The sequence below is a fragment of the Pseudomonas sp. genome (assembly GCF_035512415.1).
GTDB lineage: Bacteria > Pseudomonadota > Gammaproteobacteria > Pseudomonadales > Pseudomonadaceae > Aquipseudomonas.
Genome location: NZ_DATKDZ010000045.1, coordinates 113,970 through 130,277 on the forward strand (window position 1 = coordinate 113,970; position 16,308 = coordinate 130,277).

Here is a 16,308-nt window from a genome sequence, read left to right on the forward strand (position 1 = left end):
TGTTGCGCTTGGCTAGGCCAGGTGTAAATTTCCGACGATCAAGATCATTAGGAACAGGTTTCCATGTCTGCATCTCTCGCATTCGTCTTTCCGGGTCAGGGCTCGCAGTCCCTGGCGATGTTGGCCGAGCACGGCGCACAGCAGCCGTTGATTCTCGATACCTTTACCGAGGCCTCCGAGGCTCTGGGCTACGACCTCTGGACGCTGACCCAGCAGGGCCCTGAAGAACAACTCAATCAGACCGACAAGACCCAGCCAGCGATCCTGGCTGCCTCCGTCGCGCTCTGGCGCTTGTGGCTGGCCGAAGGTGGTGCGCGTCCGGCCTTTGTCGCCGGTCACAGCCTGGGTGAGTATTCCGCCCTGGTCGCTGCCGGTAGCCTGTCTCTGGCGGCCGGGGTAAAGCTGGTCGAACACCGCGGGCAGTTGATGCAGCAGGCCGTACCGGCCGGGCAGGGCGGCATGGCCGCTATTCTCGGGCTGGACGATGCCGATGTGCTGGCCGCCTGCGCCGAAGCGGCGCAAGGTGAAGTGGTCAGCGCGGTGAACTTCAATGCCCCGGGGCAGGTGGTGATCGCCGGTGGTGCTGCCGCCGTGGCGCGCGCCATTGAGGCCTGCAAGGCGCGTGGTGCCAAGCGTGCCATGCCGCTGCCGGTGAGCGTGCCTTCGCACTGCGCGTTGATGCGCCCGGCGGCCGAAAGCTTTGCCGAGGCGGTGGCGGCCATTGACTGGCAGACTCCGCAGATTGCCCTGGTGCAGAACGTCAGTGCTGCGGTGGTGACCGATCTTGAAAGCCTCAAACGCGATTTGCTGGCGCAGTTGTACAGTCCGGTTCGCTGGGTCGAGTCCATGGTCTGCCTGGCGGGCCAGGGTGTCACCGATCTGGTCGAATGCGGCCCGGGCAAGGTTCTGTCCGGTTTGAACAAGCGCTGCGTCAAAGGTATCAATACCCATAACCTGGACACCCCGGACGCCTTCGCTGCCGCGCGGGCGACCCTGGTCTGATTAAGGAGAAACGCTATGAGCCTGCAAGGTAAGGTTGCATTGGTCACCGGCGCGAGCCGTGGCATTGGCCAGGCAATTGCCCTGGAACTGGGTCGTCAAGGCGCTGTGGTAATAGGTACCGCGACCTCCGCTTCGGGGGCCGAGCGTATCGCCGAAACCCTGAAAGCCAATGGCATCGAAGGTGCCGGTCTGGTACTCGATGTCAGTGACAGCGAGTCTGTTGCCAGCACTCTTGAGCACATCCAGCAACATCTTGGTCAGCCGTTGATCCTGGTCAACAACGCCGGCATCACCCGCGATAACCTGATGCTGCGGATGAAAGACGACGAATGGTTCGATGTCATCAACACCAACCTTAGCAGCCTGTACCGGCTGACCAAGGCCGTACTGCGCGGCATGACCAAGGCGCGTTACGGGCGCATCATCAATATCGGTTCGGTGGTCGGAGCCATGGGCAACGCCGGCCAGGTGAACTATGCTGCGGCCAAGGCCGGGCTGGAAGGTTTCGGTCGTGCGCTGGCGCGTGAAGTTGGTTCGCGGGCAATTACCGTGAATGCCGTAGCGCCAGGTTTTATCGACACCGATATGACCCGTGAACTGCCGGAAGCACAGCGTGATGCGCTGCTTACTCAGATTCCGCTGGGCCGTTTGGGGCAGGCCGAAGAGATCGCTAAAGTGGTCGCTTTCCTCGCTTCTGATGGCGCGGCTTACGTCACAGGGGCTACTATCCCTGTGAACGGCGGGATGTATATGAGCTAAATGTGACGGATGCCTTCAGAAAACTGTCATAGATGTTGTCTAAAATCCGTTATAAAGCTGCAACAGGTTTATAGACAGATCGTTGAAGTGTTCCTGGGGGCACCCCGGCATTCAGCTTGAAATGCTAAAAACCCTTTCTATACACTTGGCCGCAGATACAGTGGCCTGGATTTGTCCCATTAGGAGTGAGAACAACGTATGAGCACCATCGAAGAACGCGTCAAGAAAATCGTTGCCGAGCAGCTGGGCGTTAAGGAAGAAGAAGTCACCAACAGCGCTTCCTTCGTTGAAGACCTGGGTGCCGACTCCCTTGATACCGTTGAGCTGGTGATGGCTCTCGAAGAAGAATTCGAGACCGAGATCCCGGACGAGCAAGCTGAGAAGATCACCACCGTTCAGGAAGCTATCGACTACGTTACCGCGCACGCGTAAACGCAATCGTCGTTTCCCGACTCGGAAAAGCCGCACTCCCTTCTCGGGTGTGCGGCTTTTCTTTAAGCGCATTGCAAGCGTTGCAAACTAGAAAAGGAGATTGCTGTGTCGCGTAGACGCGTCGTGGTTACCGGTATGGGCATGTTGTCGCCGCTGGGTAACGATGTGCCGAGCAGTTGGCAGGGCATTTTGGCCGGGCGTAGTGGTATCGGCCTGCTTGATCATATGGACCTTTCGGCCTTTTCCACCCGTATCGGTGGCTCGGTCAAGGACTTTGATGTCGAGCAATACCTGACCGCCAAAGAGGCACGCAAACTCGATTTGTTTATTCAGTACGGTCTGGCCGCGAGCTTTCAGGCGATGCGCGATTCCGGGCTGGAAGTGACCGATGCCAATCGCGAGCGCATTGGCGTGGCCATGGGTTCGGGTATTGGCGGCCTGACCAATATCGAGAACAACTGCAAGTCGTTGATCGAGCAGGGGCCACGGCGCATTTCGCCGTTCTTCGTGCCGGGCTCGATCATCAATATGATTTCCGGTTTCCTGTCGATCCACCTCGGCTTGCAGGGACCCAACTACGCCATCGCCACAGCCTGTACCACCGGTACCCACTGCATTGGCATGGCGGCGCGCAACATCATGTACGGCGAGGCCGATGTGATGGTGGCCGGCGGTGCCGAAATGGCCGCCTGCGGTCTGGGGCTGGGTGGCTTCGCCGCTGCACGGGCCATGTCGACCCGCAATGATGACCCGACCCGGGCCAGTCGCCCCTGGGACAAGGACCGTGATGGTTTCGTCCTGTCCGACGGTGCCGGTGCCCTGGTACTGGAAGAGCTGGAACATGCCAAGGCCCGTGGCGCGCATATCTATGCCGAGCTAATCGGCTTCGGTATGAGTGGCGACGCCTACCATATGACTTCGCCGCCGGACGACGGTGCAGGCGCGGCGCGCTGCATGGTCAATGCTCTACGCGACGCCAGGCTGAATCCCGAGCAGGTGCAGTACATCAATGCCCATGGCACTTCGACTTCGGCTGGCGACAAGGCGGAAGTGGCGGCGCTGAAGTCGGTATTCGGCGAGCACGCCTACAGGCTGGCGGTCAGCTCGACCAAGTCCATGACCGGTCACCTGCTCGGCGCTGCCGGTGCGGTGGAGGCGATTTTCAGCGTGCTGGCCATCCGTGATCAGGTCGCTCCGCCGACCATCAACCTGGATAACCCGGACGAGGGCTGTGATCTCGACTTCGTCGCGCATCAGGCCAAGGCCATGCCGATTGAGGTGGCGCTGTCCAACTCCTTCGGTTTCGGCGGTACCAATGGCTCGCTGGTGTTCCGTCGGTTCGCCGACTGATGCTGAGCTGGATCGACGGTCAGCCGGCCGAGCTGCTATCCGTCCAGGATCGCGGTTTGGCCTATGGCGATGGTCTGTTTGAGACCATCGCCATTACGGCGGGGCAACCTTCTCTGCTGGAGCGTCATCTGGCGAGATTGAGTGAGGGGTGTGCGCGACTGCATATCCCGCTCGACCTGCCGCTGCTCAGGGCCGAGTTGCTGGCGTTCAGCCGGCAACTCGGCGATGGCGTGGCCAAGCTGATCCTGACCCGGGGCGATGGCTTGCGCGGCTATGCGCCGCCACAACCGGCGCAGCCGCGACGCCTGCTGCTGGGCAATCCCAAGCCGAGTTATCCGGCCGCCCATGCTGCGCAGGGGGTGCGTCTGTTTCCCTGCGCCACGCGTCTGGCCGAACAGCCTGTGCTGGCCGGCTTGAAGCACCTCAATCGTCTCGAACAGGTGTTGGCGCGCGGCGAGTGGCGCGACGCCGAACATGCCGAAGGCCTGATGCTGGATGGGGCTGGGCGGGTGATTGAGGGGGTTTACAGCAACCTGTTTATCGCCAGGGGCGGGGTGTTGATCACCGCGGACCTGTCGCGCTGCGGGGTGGCCGGGGTGATGCGCGCCGAGCTGCTGGCCCAAGCCGTGGCGCTGGGCATCGAGTGCCAGGTGCGCGATATCAGCTACGCCGAACTGCTGGCTGCTGACGAAGTATTTCTCTGTAATAGCCTCTACGGCGTCTGGCCGGTTCGCAGCCTGCTCACGCATGACTGGCCGCTCGGCCCGCTCACCCGTAAACTGCAGGTCATTGCCCGCGATCTACTGGACTGCTGATTCGTGATACGCAAATTTTTGCTGCTGCTGGAAGGCGCAGTGCTGTTGGCTGGCCTGCTTGTGGCGTTTGTCGCCTGGCAGCAGCACACGGCCTTGCACCAGCCCCTGACGATTTCCGACGAATACCTGGTCGAGGTGGCGGCCGGCGCTACGCCTGGCGGAGTGCTCAATCGCCTCGAGGCCGATGGCGTGCTCGACGGTGCCCTCTGGTTACGCTTGTACTGGCGCTTCAATCTGCGCAACCAGCCGTTGCACAGTGGTGAATATCGGCTGACACCAGGCCTCAAGGCGCTCGACATGCTGAACATGTGGCGGCGTGGCGAGGTGCTGCAGTACAGCCTGACCCTGGTCGAAGGCTGGAATTTTCGCCAGGTGCGCGCCGCCCTGGCCCGGGAAACCCGCCTCGAGCTGGCCTTGAGTGACCTGAGCGATGCACAGCTGATGGAGCGCCTCGGCCTGCCCGGGCTCAACCCGGAGGGGCGCTTCTTTCCTGACACCTACCGATTTGTCCGCGGCATGAGCGATCTCGACCTGCTCAAGCAGGCCCATACCCGCCTGGAGCAGGTGCTGGCCGAGGAGTGGGAGCAACGTGCGGAAGGCTTGCCGTACCGCGAGCCCTACGACGCCTTAATCATGGCGTCGATGATCGAAAAGGAAACCGGCGTACCCGAGGAGCGTGGCGAAATCGCCGGGGTCTTCGTGCGGCGTCTGCGTATCGGCATGCGTCTGCAAACCGATCCCACGGTGATCTACGGTATGGGCGAGCGCTACAACGGCAGAATCACCCGCGCCGACTTGCGCGAGCCGACCGCCTACAACACCTACACCATCGACGGCATGCCGCCGACACCCATTGCCCTGGTCGGCCGCGAGGCGATCAATGCTGCGCTCAATCCCGTCGACGGTAACAGCCTGTATTTCGTGGCCCGTGGCGATGGCAGTCATGTGTTTTCCAGCACCCTTGAGCAGCATAATCAGGCGGTCCGCGAGTACCAGCTCAAGCGGCGTGCCGACTATCGTTCGAGTCCTGCCCCCGTTGCGCCCAATAATCAGTAAGGACAGTCTGTGAGCGGTTTGTTTATCACCCTGGAAGGTCCCGAAGGCGCGGGCAAGAGTACCAATCGCGATTACCTGGCCGAACGCTTGCGTGCCCAGGGTATCGATGTGCTGTTGACCCGCGAGCCAGGCGGCACGCCCCTGGCCGAGCGGATTCGCGAGTTGCTGCTCACTCCCAGCGATGACGAGGATATGGCTGCCGACACCGAGCTGCTGCTGGTCTTCGCGGCTCGTGCCCAGCACCTGGCGCGCGTTATCCGCCCGGCACTGGCGCGGGGTTGTGTGGTGCTTTGCGATCGGTTTACCGACGCCACCTATGCCTATCAAGGCGGGGGGCGGGGCTTGTCCGCAGCGCGTATTGCCGCTCTGGAAGACTTTGTCCAGGGTGCGCTGCGTCCGGATCTGACCCTGATTTTCGATCTGCCGATCGAGATTGGGCTGGCGCGGGCGGCCGCCCGTGGGCGGCTGGACCGGTTCGAGCAGGAGGGACGCGAATTCTTCGATGCGGTGCGCGGCACCTATCTGCGCCGCGCTGCCGAGCAACCGCAACGCTACCGTATTCTGAATGCCGCACAGTCGCTGAGCCAGGTGCAGCATGTCCTGGATGCCCTGTTGCCGGAATTGCTGGAGCTGCACCGTGGCTGAAGCCTATCCCTGGCAGGAGGCGCTCTGGCAGCAGTTGGCCGGGCGTACGCAGCATGCGCACGCCTACCTGCTGCATGGGCCGGCCGGGATCGGCAAGCGCGCCCTGGCGGAACGCTTGATGGCGCGTCTGCTCTGCCAGCAGCCCGCCGGGCTGGACGCTTGCGGCCAGTGCAAGTCCTGCCATCTGCTGGCAGCTGGCACCCATCCGGATAATTACATCCTCGAGCCGGAAGAGGCCGACAAGGCGATCAAGGTCGATCAGGTGCGTGACCTGGTCAGTTTCGTGGTGCAGACCGCGCAACTGGCCGGGCGCAAGGTGGTGCTGGTCGAGCCTGCCGAGTCGATGAATCTGAATGCCGCCAATGCCTTGCTGAAAAGCCTGGAGGAACCTTCCGGCAATACCGTACTGCTCTTGGTCAGTCACCAGCCCAGCCGTCTGTTGCCGACGGTCAAGAGTCGCTGTGTGCAGCAGGCCTGCCCTCTGCCTGGCGAGGCCGCCAGCCTGGAATGGCTGGCCAAAGCCTTGCCGGCGTGCAGCGTAGAGGAGCATCACGAGCTGCTGTTTCTGGCGGCGGGTTCGCCACTGGCTGCGCTGCGCATGCATGAGCAGGGCGTTAGCGCCCAGCGCGTACAGGTGGTGGAGGGGGTGAAGAAGCTGCTCAAGCAGCAGATCGCCCCCAGCCAGCTGGCGGAAAGCTGGAATGCGGTGTCCCTGCAGTTGCTGTTCGACTGGTTCAGCCAGTGGTCGCAGTTGATGCTGCGCTACCAGTTGACCCGCGATGAAGAAGGGCTGGGCCATGCCGATATGCGCAAGGTGGTGCAGTATCTGGCGGACAAAACCCCGCAAGCCAAGGTGCTGAAGATGCAGGATTGGTTGCTCGCGCAGCGGCAGAAAGTCATGGGCAAGGCCAATCTCAACCGTGTCTTGCTTCTCGAAGCCTTGCTGGTGCAGTGGGCAAGCCTGCCCGGACCGGGCTAGAATCGGTCATTGAGTCATAAATTCAGGAATGCCGCATGAGTCTGCCTCCTAACTTGGGCCCGCGTAACGGGATCTTGTCCCTGACCATCAAGGACAAGTCTGTGCTCTATGCCGCTTATATGCCCTTTATCAAGAATGGCGGCCTGTTTATCCCGACCAACAAGAACTACAAGCTCGGCGATGAAGTGTTCATGCTGCTCAACCTGATGGATGAGCCGGAAAAGATCCCGGTCGCCGGCAAGGTGGTCTGGATCACCCCCAAGGGTGCCCAGGGCAACCGCGCCGCGGGTGTCGGCGTGCAGTTCAATGATGGCGACAACAGCGCGCGCAACAAGATCGAAACCTACCTGGCCGGTGCGCTGACCTCGGATCGTCCGACCCACACGATGTAATAGCCGTAAGCGACAAGCCACCCGCTGCAAGCTGGAAGCGACAGGCGCTGAGTTTGTGGCTTGGTGCTTGCGGCCTGAAGCTTGAGGCTCCCATGCTTATCGATTCCCACTGCCACCTCGATCGTCTCGATCTGGCCGCCCATGGCGGTTCGCTCGACGCGGCGCTGGCTGCTGCGCGGGCGCGCGGCGTTGGTCATTTTCTCTGTATTGGCGTTAGCGCGGACAATGCCGCGGCAGTCAAAGGGCTGGCCGAGCGCTATGCCGATGTCGACTGCTCGGTGGGCGTGCACCCCCTGGATCTCGAGCCCGGTGCTGCGCCGGCCCTGGATTGGCTGCTGGCCGAGCTGAACCATCCGCGGGTGGTGGCGATTGGCGAAACCGGCCTGGACTACCACTATGAGCCGGAGGCGGCCGAGCTGCAGCGACAAGCCTTTCGTCTGCACCTGCAGGCCGCTCAGGTCACTGGCAAACCGGTGATCGTGCACACCCGCGAAGCCCGCGCCGATACCCTGACCCTGCTGCGCGAGGCCGCCTTGCCACAGGCCGGTGTGCTGCATTGCTTTACTGAAGACTGGGACATGGCCAAGGCCGCCCTGGATCTGGGTTTCTATATTTCCCTGTCCGGCATCGTCACCTTCCGCAATGCCGAAGCGCTGCGCGAAGTGGCGCGCCAGGTGCCGGCCGATCGTCTGCTGGTGGAAACCGACGCGCCCTACCTGGCCCCGGTGCCACACCGCGGCAAGCCGAACCTGCCGGAATATGTGCGCGAGGTGGCCGAGTACCTGGCGACGTTGCGCGGCGTTGATTTCGAGCAGTTTGCCGAGCAGACCACCAGCAACTTCAAGCGTCTTTTTCCTTTGGCCAGAGTCGTCTGAGCTCGGTTCTCTGTGCATCGTCTGGAATCGCGCACAAAAAAAACCCGGGCTCTGGGGGATGAGTCCGGGTTAAGACCATTAGGAGTAAATCAAGATACGCGGTCCACGGTATCTTGACTGGCGGGGCGCTTGGGGGATACGCCCACACCAGTACTCCCCAGTATTGGTGAAGATTGCCGATAGTCCAGGCCACTTGGCGGCATTCTTAAACGTATTTGGAATACTCGCCGCGCTCTTGAGTCCTCAAGCTGTCGCCAACTGGTGCAGCAGCTGCAGGGTTTCCTCTATGACCTGGGCCTGGGTGTAGAAGTGTGGCGACAGGCGGATACCCGATCCGCGCTGGGCGCAGATCACCTGTTGCTCTCTTAGCTGCTGGTACAGGGTCTGGTTATCCCAGCCGTCGAGGCTAAAAGTGAGGATGCCGGCGCGGCGCAGTGGATTCAGCGGGCTGTGCAGGCGGCAGCCGGGAATCGTCTGCAAGCCGACCTGCAGCCATTGCATGCGCTCCTGCAGGGCGGCTTCGACCTGAGGCATGCCGACCTCTTCCAGCAACGACAGGCTGGCCTCCAGGGCCATGGCACCGAGCATATTCGGGCTGCCGCACTCGAAGCGTCTGGCGCTGCGTGCTGCTTGCCAGTCGGTGCGCTGGTAGTCGCCGGCGTGTTCGAGCATATGCCAGCCGTATTCGTGCAGCTTGAGCTGTTCGCGCAGGTCGCTGCGGCAATAGAACACCCCCAGTCCTTCCGGACCGAGTAGCCATTTGTGGCCGTCGGCCATGGCGAAGGCGCATTGGCTGTTCTGCACGTCGAAGGGCAGGGCACCGAGTTGCTGGATCGCATCCACGCAGAACAGCACGCCGCGCGCCTGGCAGCCCTGACCCAGGCTCTGCAAGTCCAGGCGCAGGCCGCTGGCTGATCGACAGCAGTCGGGTGCGCGGGCCGCAGGCGGCCAGCAGGGCGTCTTCGGGGGCGTGGCCCTTGAGGCTGACCTGCACCACTTCAACGCCAAAACGGCGCAGAGCCTCCCACACCACGCGGTTGGAAGGGAACTCCTCGTTGCTGATCACCACCTGGTCGCCCGCGCGCCAGTCCAGGCCGAAGGCGACAAAGGACAGCGCCTCCGAGGTGTTCTTGACCAGGGCGATATCGCCACAAGAAGGGGCGTTGAGCAGGCGTTGCAGTCTTTCACGCAGGCGCTGCTCGGTTTTCAGCCAGTCGGGATAGTCGCGGGCCCCTGTTTGGGCGTTTTCCCGGGCAAAGCGAGTGACCGCCTCGACCGCCCGTTGTGGCCAGGGTGAAACGGCTGCGTGGTTGAGGTAACGCAGGCCGGGAAGTTGCGGAAACTCGTCATGAACAGCGTACATGGTCGGATGATCCGTGCAATTTGCCGTTAGTTAGGCATAATACTCGACTTCGTTTTTTGACCATTTAGTCCCTTTATGCATAAAGAACCCCGCAAGGTCCGTGAGTTTCGCCGCCGCGAACAGGAAATTCTCGATACAGCGCTGAAGCTCTTCCTCGAGCAGGGCGAAGACAGCGTGACCGTGGAGATGATTGCCGACGCCGTTGGTATTGGCAAAGGCACCATCTACAAGCACTTCAAGTCGAAGGCGGAGATTTACCTGCGCCTGATGCTCGACTACGAGCGCGACCTGAATGAGCTGCTGCACTCATCTGATATCGACCGCGACAAGGAAGCTTTGTCGCGTGCCTACTTCGAGTTTCGCATGCGCGATCCGCAGCGCTACCGTCTGTTTGACCGTCTGGAAGAGAAGGTGGTCAAGGGCAACCAGGTGCCCGAGATGGTCGAGGAGTTGCACAAGATCCGCGCCTCCAACTTCGAACGCCTGACCCAGCTGATCAAGGGCCGCATCGCCGAAGGCAAGCTGGAAGACGTGCCGCCGTACTTCCACTACTGCGCAGCCTGGGCCCTGGTGCACGGCGCGGTGGCGCTGTACCACTCGCCGTTCTGGAGCAATGTGCTGGAAGACCAGGAAGGCTTCTTCCAGTTTCTGATGGATATCGGCGTGCGCATGGGCAACAAGCGCAAGCGCGACGGCGACACCCCGCTTAGCTGAGGTATTCAGCTGTTCGATAACGAATCTGCTGCGTTGGCGGCGACCCTATACTCGGCGCTCACCTTCGCTGGAGTCTTGCATGATCGTTGATCGCCAGGGCAGACGCTTTCGCAACCTGCGCATCAGTCTGACCGCCGCCTGCAACTATGCCTGCACCTACTGCGTACCCGACGGCAAGCGCCTGGTGGCGGCGCAGGATGAGCTATCGGCCGAGGCCATGCTGCGCGGCGTGGCCTATCTGATCGAGGCGGCCGGTATCGAGCGGCTGCGCATCACCGGCGGCGAGCCGCTGGTCAGCCCTAAACTGGACGCCTTTTTGCGTGGCGTCAGCCAGCTCGGGCTGGCCGATATCAGCCTGACCAGCAACGGTCAGCTGCTGGCGCGCAAGTTGCCGCTGCTGCTGGAGTGCGGCATACGCCGGCTGAATATCTCCCTGGATACCCTGGACGCCGAAGCGTTCCGCACGATTGCCCGCGGCGGTGACCTGGCCACAGTGCTCGATGGCCTGCAGCAGGCGCGGGCGGCGGGTATGCAGATCAAGATCAATATGGTGCCGTTGCGCGGGCAGAACCTCGATCAGGTGCTGCCGCTGCTGGACTACTGCCTGGCCAATGGCTTCGAGCTGCGTTTTATCGAACTGATGCGCATGGGCCATCTGGCTCGTGATGGCAACGGTTTCCAGCGCCAGTTTGTCGGCATGCCGGAATTGCTCGCGCTAATTGGTGAGCGCTATGCCTACAGCCAGGCTGTCGCGCCGTTGGATGCCACGGCGCTGCGCTATGAAATCCCCGGGCAGGGCTTTTTCGGCGTAATTGCCAACGAGAGCGTGCCGTTCTGCCGCACCTGCTCGCGCCTGCGCCTGTCCTCCACCGGCTGGCTGCATGGCTGCCTGTCGTCGAGCAACCGCCACTATGTCGGCGACCTGCTCGACAAACCACGCCATCAGGCCCTGCCAGCCCTGCAAGGGCTGCTGGTCAAGGCCCTGGGCGACAAACAGGATGTGGCGTTTTCCGGCGGCGCGACCGTGATGAAGATTATTGGCGGTTGAGATCGCCGTCTGCCTTGAGTGAAGACCATGCAAGATTTTCCCATCAGCTATATAGAGCCGGTGTTCCGCCCGCCCAGTGAGGCCCATTCGCTGATTTTACCGGTGACCAATGGCTGCTCCTGGAACCTCTGTACCTTCTGTGAGATGTACTCCCAGGAGCAGAAGAAATTCCGCGCCCGCGATGAAGCTCAGGTGTTCGAAGAGATTCGCCTGAGCGGTGAGCGGATGATCGTGCAGCGGGTGTTTCTTGCCGACGGCGATGCCCTGGTGCTGCCGACCCGGCGGTTGCTGACCATCCTGCAGGCGATTCGCGCGCACATGCCCGAGGTGCAGCGGGTCTCCAGCTATTGCCTGCCGCGCAACCTGCGCAAGAAGTCGGTGGATGAGCTCAAGGAATTGGCTGACGCTGGGCTGAAGATGGCCTATGTCGGCTGCGAGTCGGGTGATGACGAGGTGCTGGCGCGGGTCAACAAGGGCGAGACCTACGCGTCCAGCCTGAGCGCCCTGGACAAGCTCGGTCAGGCTGGCATCAGCCGCTCGGTGATGATCCTCAATGGCCTGGGTGGGACGGTCTTGAGTGAGCAGCACGCGGATAACTCGGCGCGTCTGATGAATGAGGCGCAGCCCGAATTCCTCTCGACCCTGGTGGTGAGCTTTCCCCAGGGCGAGGCACGCTTTCGCGAAGGCTTTGCCGACTTCCAGGCGCTCGGCCAGCATGAGCTGTTTGTCGAAGTCGAACGTCTGCTGCAAGGGCTGGAGCTTCGCGATACGGTGTTTCGCAGCGATCATGCCTCCAATTATCTGGTGCTCAAGGGCAATCTGGGCGCAGATAAGCAGCGCTTGCTGACTCAGGTGCGCCAAGCTATTGAGCAGCCGCAGCAGGCGCGTTTACGTCAGGAGTGGCAGCGCGGCTTGTGATGTCGCCGCGCTGGCGTGAATCTGCACCTTGGCTCTATCCGTCGGTTTACCGCTTGCAAAATCGGCAGAGGCTGAAATCAGCCAGAAATACAGGGTTACTTCAGTGCATCCCTAATCGAGCATGTGGTGGTCTAGTGCATAGCGCACTAAATCCGTATTGGTGCCGAGGTCCATTTTTCTCATCAGTCGTGCTTTGTGAGAGCTGACTGTCTTGTTGCTGATGAAAAGAATATCCGCAATTTGCATAACGCTCATGCCCTGCGCTAGAAGTTTGAATATTTCAAACTCTCTATCTGAAAGCTTTTCATGGGGCGGTTGGGTGTGTGAGCTGGTATCAAAGGCGAGTCGTTCGGCCATTTTCGGATCGATGTAGTTTCCTCCCGTGGCCACTGTGCGAATGGCCATCAATAATCGAGAAGGATCATTGGTTTCTTTCGTAATATAGCCATTTGCACCCGCTTTCAGTGCGCGCCTTACAATGGGGGGCTCGTCATGCATCGATAAGACTAGGATAGGTAAAGAGGGGGCGTGCTCGCGGATGGCTTTAATAACGTCGATGCCATTCATGCCGGGCATGGTCAAATCAAGAAGGATGACATCGAATCCACCCAGTTTGACGGCGTTGATAACTTGATCGCTATTCTCGGCTTCGCCTACTACTTCAATGTCGTTGATGATATCAAAGAGATTCTTCAGTCCGGCGCGCATGATTCCGTGGTCATCTGCCACTAATAAACGAATCATGTCTCTCTCCTGGCGAGTTTGGCCTGTAGTGGAATGTTCGCTGAAATGATAGTTCCTTTTCCATGAGAGCTTTTGATTGTAACGTTTCCTCCGAGGGCTAGGCAGCGTTCGCGAATCCCGATAAGGCCGAAAGACTGGCGGCCTACGATTTTTGCGTCAAAGCCGATGCCGTTATCCTGAACTTCGACGATCAGACAATTATTCGCTTGATTCAGAATGATCTTCACATGGCTCGCCTTTGAGTGGCGCGTTATATTGGTGAGCGACTCTTGTACGATGCGGAAGACGGCCGTGGCAACGTCGTTGTCCAGCCGCAGTTCATCTGGGGAGCCCTGAAGTTCTAGATCAACTTTCAAGTGGCGAGAGTAATCCGATACAAGCCATTCGAGTGCCGGGATAATACCCAGGTCCAGTGCGGCAGGGCGTAGTGAAAAAGAGACGTTACGCGTAGTCTGAATAGTTTTTTCCAGCAGTTCCAGCAGGCCAGCAGTGGACTCTCGCAGCGTTGAGAGGGTGCTTCCAAACTTGAAATCCAGCATGGTTAGGCCGAAGCGCAGTGCGCTCAATTGCTGACCTAATTCATCATGAAGTTCGCGCGCGATCCGGCACCGCTCCTCTTCTCGGGCCGCCTCGCGGCGACTGGCGAGCATTCTAAGTTGTGCCCTGGACTCCTTTAATTCAATTTCAGCTATCATGCGGTTGCTAATGTCGCGGGATAGCATGATGAAATTTGGCGGGGTTTCGTTAGTAGCAGCTTTACGGGCGACTGATAGTTCAAACCAGTGGGGGCCATCATGCTGTACAAGGCTCAGTACTCTCCCATACGAGGTGCCAGAGAGAGCCGCTTCTTGTAGCGCTTCCATGGTGATGGTAGCCGCCTCAGTATCTAAGACGTCCATAAGTTTTTTGCCAAGCAGGTTGTTTGCGCTGTCGGCTAAAAGTCCGGGATTATGCGTCCACACCTGAAGATAGCGTCCCTCTGGGTCCAGTTCGAACAAAAGATCAGGTATGGTTTGCAGAATGGCTTCCCAGTCGGCATTAAGCTTGCGAATAGTTTGTTCTGTTGCCACGCGTTCTGTAATGTCTCGCCCTATCGACAATGCGCCGACTGTCTCGCCTTGCGCGTTACGGTCGGGGACGATTTTAACATCAAAGACTCGTTCACTATTATTTTTGAAGTTCAAACGGATCTCGCCTTGATGCGAAGTGCTCGTGGCAATAACGGTATCGATCCAGGACTCAAGCGTTTGCGCATAGGTGCGAGTGCTTACTTCGCTTGGCTTCTTGTGTGTTGTGGTGGACTCGACCCCGATATTTGATAGGGTTGTTAATGTGCTGGGGTTCAGGTAGATAGATTTCGATTTCAGATCAAAGCGAGCAATATTATCTGGCAGGCTTTCTGCTAGTGTCCGGTAGTGCTGTTCGCTGGCATAAAGTTCCTGGTGTGCGAGTAGCGTCGAAATGCCACTGGTGAGGCGGCGTCCGATTTCCTTTATAAGCCGTTCCTCTGCGGGAAGCCAAACCCGCTCACTGGATATTTGATGCACCCCTAAATACATCCTGTGGTGGCCTTTAGGCAACATCTGAACGGTCATGTTGGATCGATAGCCATACCGATTGGCCAGGGGGGGCGGAATAGGAGTTCCGCCCGCGCCGAATTTTATGACTTCACCGCCGTCTAGGTACTGGCTGCGGATGAAGTCCGCCATTTCAGGTGAGATTTCAAGAGGGGCACCTTTGGCATAAGGTGGTGGATACTCGCTGCGGAAGCGGACAGATGTAATATTGAAGCGATTATTGGTCGGGTCAGTCAGGGTCAGAAGGTAGACCCTATCAGCCTCCACGGCAGCCAGAATGATATCCAGGATACTATCCGACATGGTATCAATATCGTTGGACTCGTGGATAACCCGGTTAACCCGGTCCATGGTTTCGAAAAACTTAAGATGCTCGAGTCGCTCATACTCTGCTTGTTTGCGCTCTGTTAGATCCTGGGCGATGTTGATGAATAATGTTTCTCCGTCATAATCGAAGGAGGTTGATGTGACGATGACCGGAAAAGTCCTGCCGGTGCGGGTTTTGCATTGGGTTTCGATTGTGTAAGAGTGATCGGTCGAGTCTTTGACGTGCTGGAGTATTAGTTGAGTGTCTTCTAAGTTGGTGTCTGGCACTATGTCCGGAAAACTCAGCTGAAGAAGCTCTTCTAGGCTGTACTCAAGTGTTTGAATCGCTGCGTTATTTGCGTACCTGAATCGCGCCTGGCTGTCGAGAACATAAGTTGCATCAGTGAACCGATCTACAGCGACCTGCAGCATGTTGAGGTCCCTCTCATTTTGTTTTTGTTCTGTTGTATCTTTGGCCAGGGTGAGAATAAAAAACTTGCCTTGGTGTTCAAATTTGCTGACGGTAAGGACAACCGGGAACGATGAGTTGTTTTTCCTGTGGTGTCTTCTTTCGAGGGTGACTGGGTATCCAAGGTCAAGCCGTTTTTTGATGTCTGCCGAGTTCTCTTCTGTCCAGTCAGGGTCTATGTCAGCAATCGTCATGCTGAGCAACTCGTCGTTGCTATAACCCAGGCTGCGGCAAGCCTCATGGTTTACATATGTAAAAGAGCGAGAGCTGGTTTCCCTTAGATAAACGGCTTCATGCATCTGGCTGAGGGCGTGATTTTTTAGGTTCAGCCGGGAGTTGAAGTCATTGAGGGTATCTCTTTGCGCTGTAATAAGGTGGGCAAGCAGGAGGTGATTATTACTTGGGTCGCTGTGAGGGTGTTTGTTGTCCTGCTTCCCAGACGTTGTTTCCAGGTGAAGCATAATTCGAGTAAGCATTTCCTCTGGGGGGAGAGACTCCAGCAAGAAATCTACTCCGCCGGCTAGGAGGCCGCGGGCGATGTCTTGGCTTGTTACGGCGATCCCAAAGAAAACAACGGGAATGGCACGGGTGTTCTGCATTTGTTTGAGTTGGTTGCAGACTTCCAGCCCATGCTCATTACCAAGGTTCCAGTCGAGTAAAATAAGATCGAGGTGCAGGCGCTGGGCGATATCTGTTCCCGTCGCGCCGTTTTCAGCAGTGGCGATATTATAGTTTTTCTGCTGCAGGACGTTATTTAGGCGCAGCGACAGTACTGATGATTCGCAGATTATGAGGACAGTTGAGCGGCTTTCTTCTGGTTGCACTGGCAACTTTTGCCTATAGTCCGAGTCGATTGATATCAAG

The 16,308-nt window shown here is 59.0% G+C and carries 15 protein-coding genes and 1 pseudogene; 13 read left to right on the forward strand and 3 right to left on the reverse strand.

Annotation, left to right across the window (positions count from 1 at the left end):
- Nucleotides 1-63 precede the first annotated feature (63 nt).
- The 10 genes from fabD (at nt 64) to VMP31_RS22945 (ending at nt 8,305) form a co-directional block, all read left to right on the forward strand.
- The gene (gene fabD / locus VMP31_RS22900; protein ID WP_325510079.1) at nt 64-1,002 is read left to right on the forward strand and encodes an ACP S-malonyltransferase; all 939 of its coding nucleotides are present in this window, start codon (nt 64-66) and stop codon (nt 1,000-1,002) included.
- A gap of 15 nt (nt 1,003-1,017) precedes the next feature.
- Nucleotides 1,018-1,761, forward strand: coding sequence for a 3-oxoacyl-ACP reductase FabG (gene fabG, locus VMP31_RS22905; protein ID WP_275961423.1), 744 nt, complete (start codon nt 1,018-1,020; stop codon nt 1,759-1,761).
- A gap of 198 nt (nt 1,762-1,959) precedes the next feature.
- The gene (gene acpP, locus VMP31_RS22910; protein WP_058066290.1) at nt 1,960-2,193 is read left to right on the forward strand and encodes an acyl carrier protein; all 234 of its coding nucleotides are present in this window, start codon (nt 1,960-1,962) and stop codon (nt 2,191-2,193) included.
- 105 nt (nt 2,194-2,298) lie between these two features.
- Nucleotides 2,299-3,543, forward strand: a complete 1,245-nt coding sequence (gene fabF, locus VMP31_RS22915; protein WP_325510082.1) for a beta-ketoacyl-ACP synthase II — start codon at nt 2,299-2,301, stop codon at nt 3,541-3,543.
- A complete protein-coding gene (pabC, locus tag VMP31_RS22920; protein ID WP_325510084.1) occupies nt 3,543-4,358 on the forward strand; it encodes an aminodeoxychorismate lyase in 816 nt (271 codons plus the stop codon). Before fabF ends, pabC begins: the two co-directional genes overlap by 1 nt.
- A gap of 3 nt (nt 4,359-4,361) precedes the next feature.
- Entirely contained in the window at nt 4,362-5,414 is a 1,053-nt protein-coding gene (mltG, locus tag VMP31_RS22925) for an endolytic transglycosylase MltG (RefSeq protein WP_325510086.1), read from the forward strand.
- Between the two features lie 9 nt (nt 5,415-5,423).
- Nucleotides 5,424-6,059, forward strand: a complete 636-nt coding sequence (gene tmk, locus VMP31_RS22930; RefSeq protein WP_325510088.1) for a dTMP kinase — start codon at nt 5,424-5,426, stop codon at nt 6,057-6,059.
- Nucleotides 6,052-7,038: a DNA polymerase III subunit delta' gene (locus tag VMP31_RS22935; protein ID WP_325510090.1), complete on the forward strand. Its 987-nt coding sequence runs from the start codon at nt 6,052-6,054 to the stop codon at nt 7,036-7,038. The genes tmk and VMP31_RS22935 overlap by 8 nt, the downstream gene beginning before the upstream one ends.
- 35 nt (nt 7,039-7,073) lie before the next feature.
- A complete protein-coding gene (locus VMP31_RS22940; protein WP_325510092.1) occupies nt 7,074-7,430 on the forward strand; it encodes a PilZ domain-containing protein in 357 nt (118 codons plus the stop codon).
- A gap of 92 nt (nt 7,431-7,522) precedes the next feature.
- Nucleotides 7,523-8,305, forward strand: a complete 783-nt coding sequence (locus tag VMP31_RS22945; protein WP_325510094.1) for a TatD family hydrolase — start codon at nt 7,523-7,525, stop codon at nt 8,303-8,305.
- Nucleotides 8,306-8,548: 243 nt separating this feature from the next.
- Here VMP31_RS22945 and VMP31_RS22950 read toward each other — a convergent pair.
- A pseudogene (locus VMP31_RS22950) lies at nt 8,549-9,668 on the reverse strand (aminotransferase class V-fold PLP-dependent enzyme).
- A 75-nt stretch (nt 9,669-9,743) separates the two neighbouring features.
- Here VMP31_RS22950 and VMP31_RS22955 point away from each other — a divergent pair.
- The 3 genes from VMP31_RS22955 (at nt 9,744) to VMP31_RS22965 (ending at nt 12,348) form a co-directional block, all read left to right on the forward strand.
- Entirely contained in the window at nt 9,744-10,382 is a 639-nt protein-coding gene (locus VMP31_RS22955) for a TetR/AcrR family transcriptional regulator (protein WP_325510096.1), read from the forward strand.
- A 79-nt stretch (nt 10,383-10,461) separates the two neighbouring features.
- A complete protein-coding gene (locus VMP31_RS22960; protein WP_325510098.1) occupies nt 10,462-11,430 on the forward strand; it encodes a GTP 3',8-cyclase MoaA in 969 nt (322 codons plus the stop codon).
- A 27-nt stretch (nt 11,431-11,457) separates the two neighbouring features.
- Nucleotides 11,458-12,348: a radical SAM protein gene (locus VMP31_RS22965; RefSeq protein WP_325510100.1), complete on the forward strand. Its 891-nt coding sequence runs from the start codon at nt 11,458-11,460 to the stop codon at nt 12,346-12,348.
- A 111-nt stretch (nt 12,349-12,459) separates the two neighbouring features.
- Here VMP31_RS22965 and VMP31_RS22970 read toward each other — a convergent pair whose 3' ends face one another.
- Both VMP31_RS22970 and VMP31_RS22975 read right to left on the reverse strand, forming a co-directional pair.
- Complete coding sequence (locus tag VMP31_RS22970; RefSeq protein ID WP_325510102.1) at nt 12,460-13,092, reverse strand: response regulator transcription factor; 633 nt, start codon at nt 13,090-13,092, stop codon at nt 12,460-12,462.
- Complete coding sequence (locus VMP31_RS22975) at nt 13,089-16,268, reverse strand: PAS domain S-box protein (protein ID WP_325510103.1); 3,180 nt, start codon at nt 16,266-16,268, stop codon at nt 13,089-13,091. The genes VMP31_RS22970 and VMP31_RS22975 overlap by 4 nt, the downstream gene beginning before the upstream one ends.
- Nucleotides 16,269-16,308: the final 40 nt, after the last annotated feature.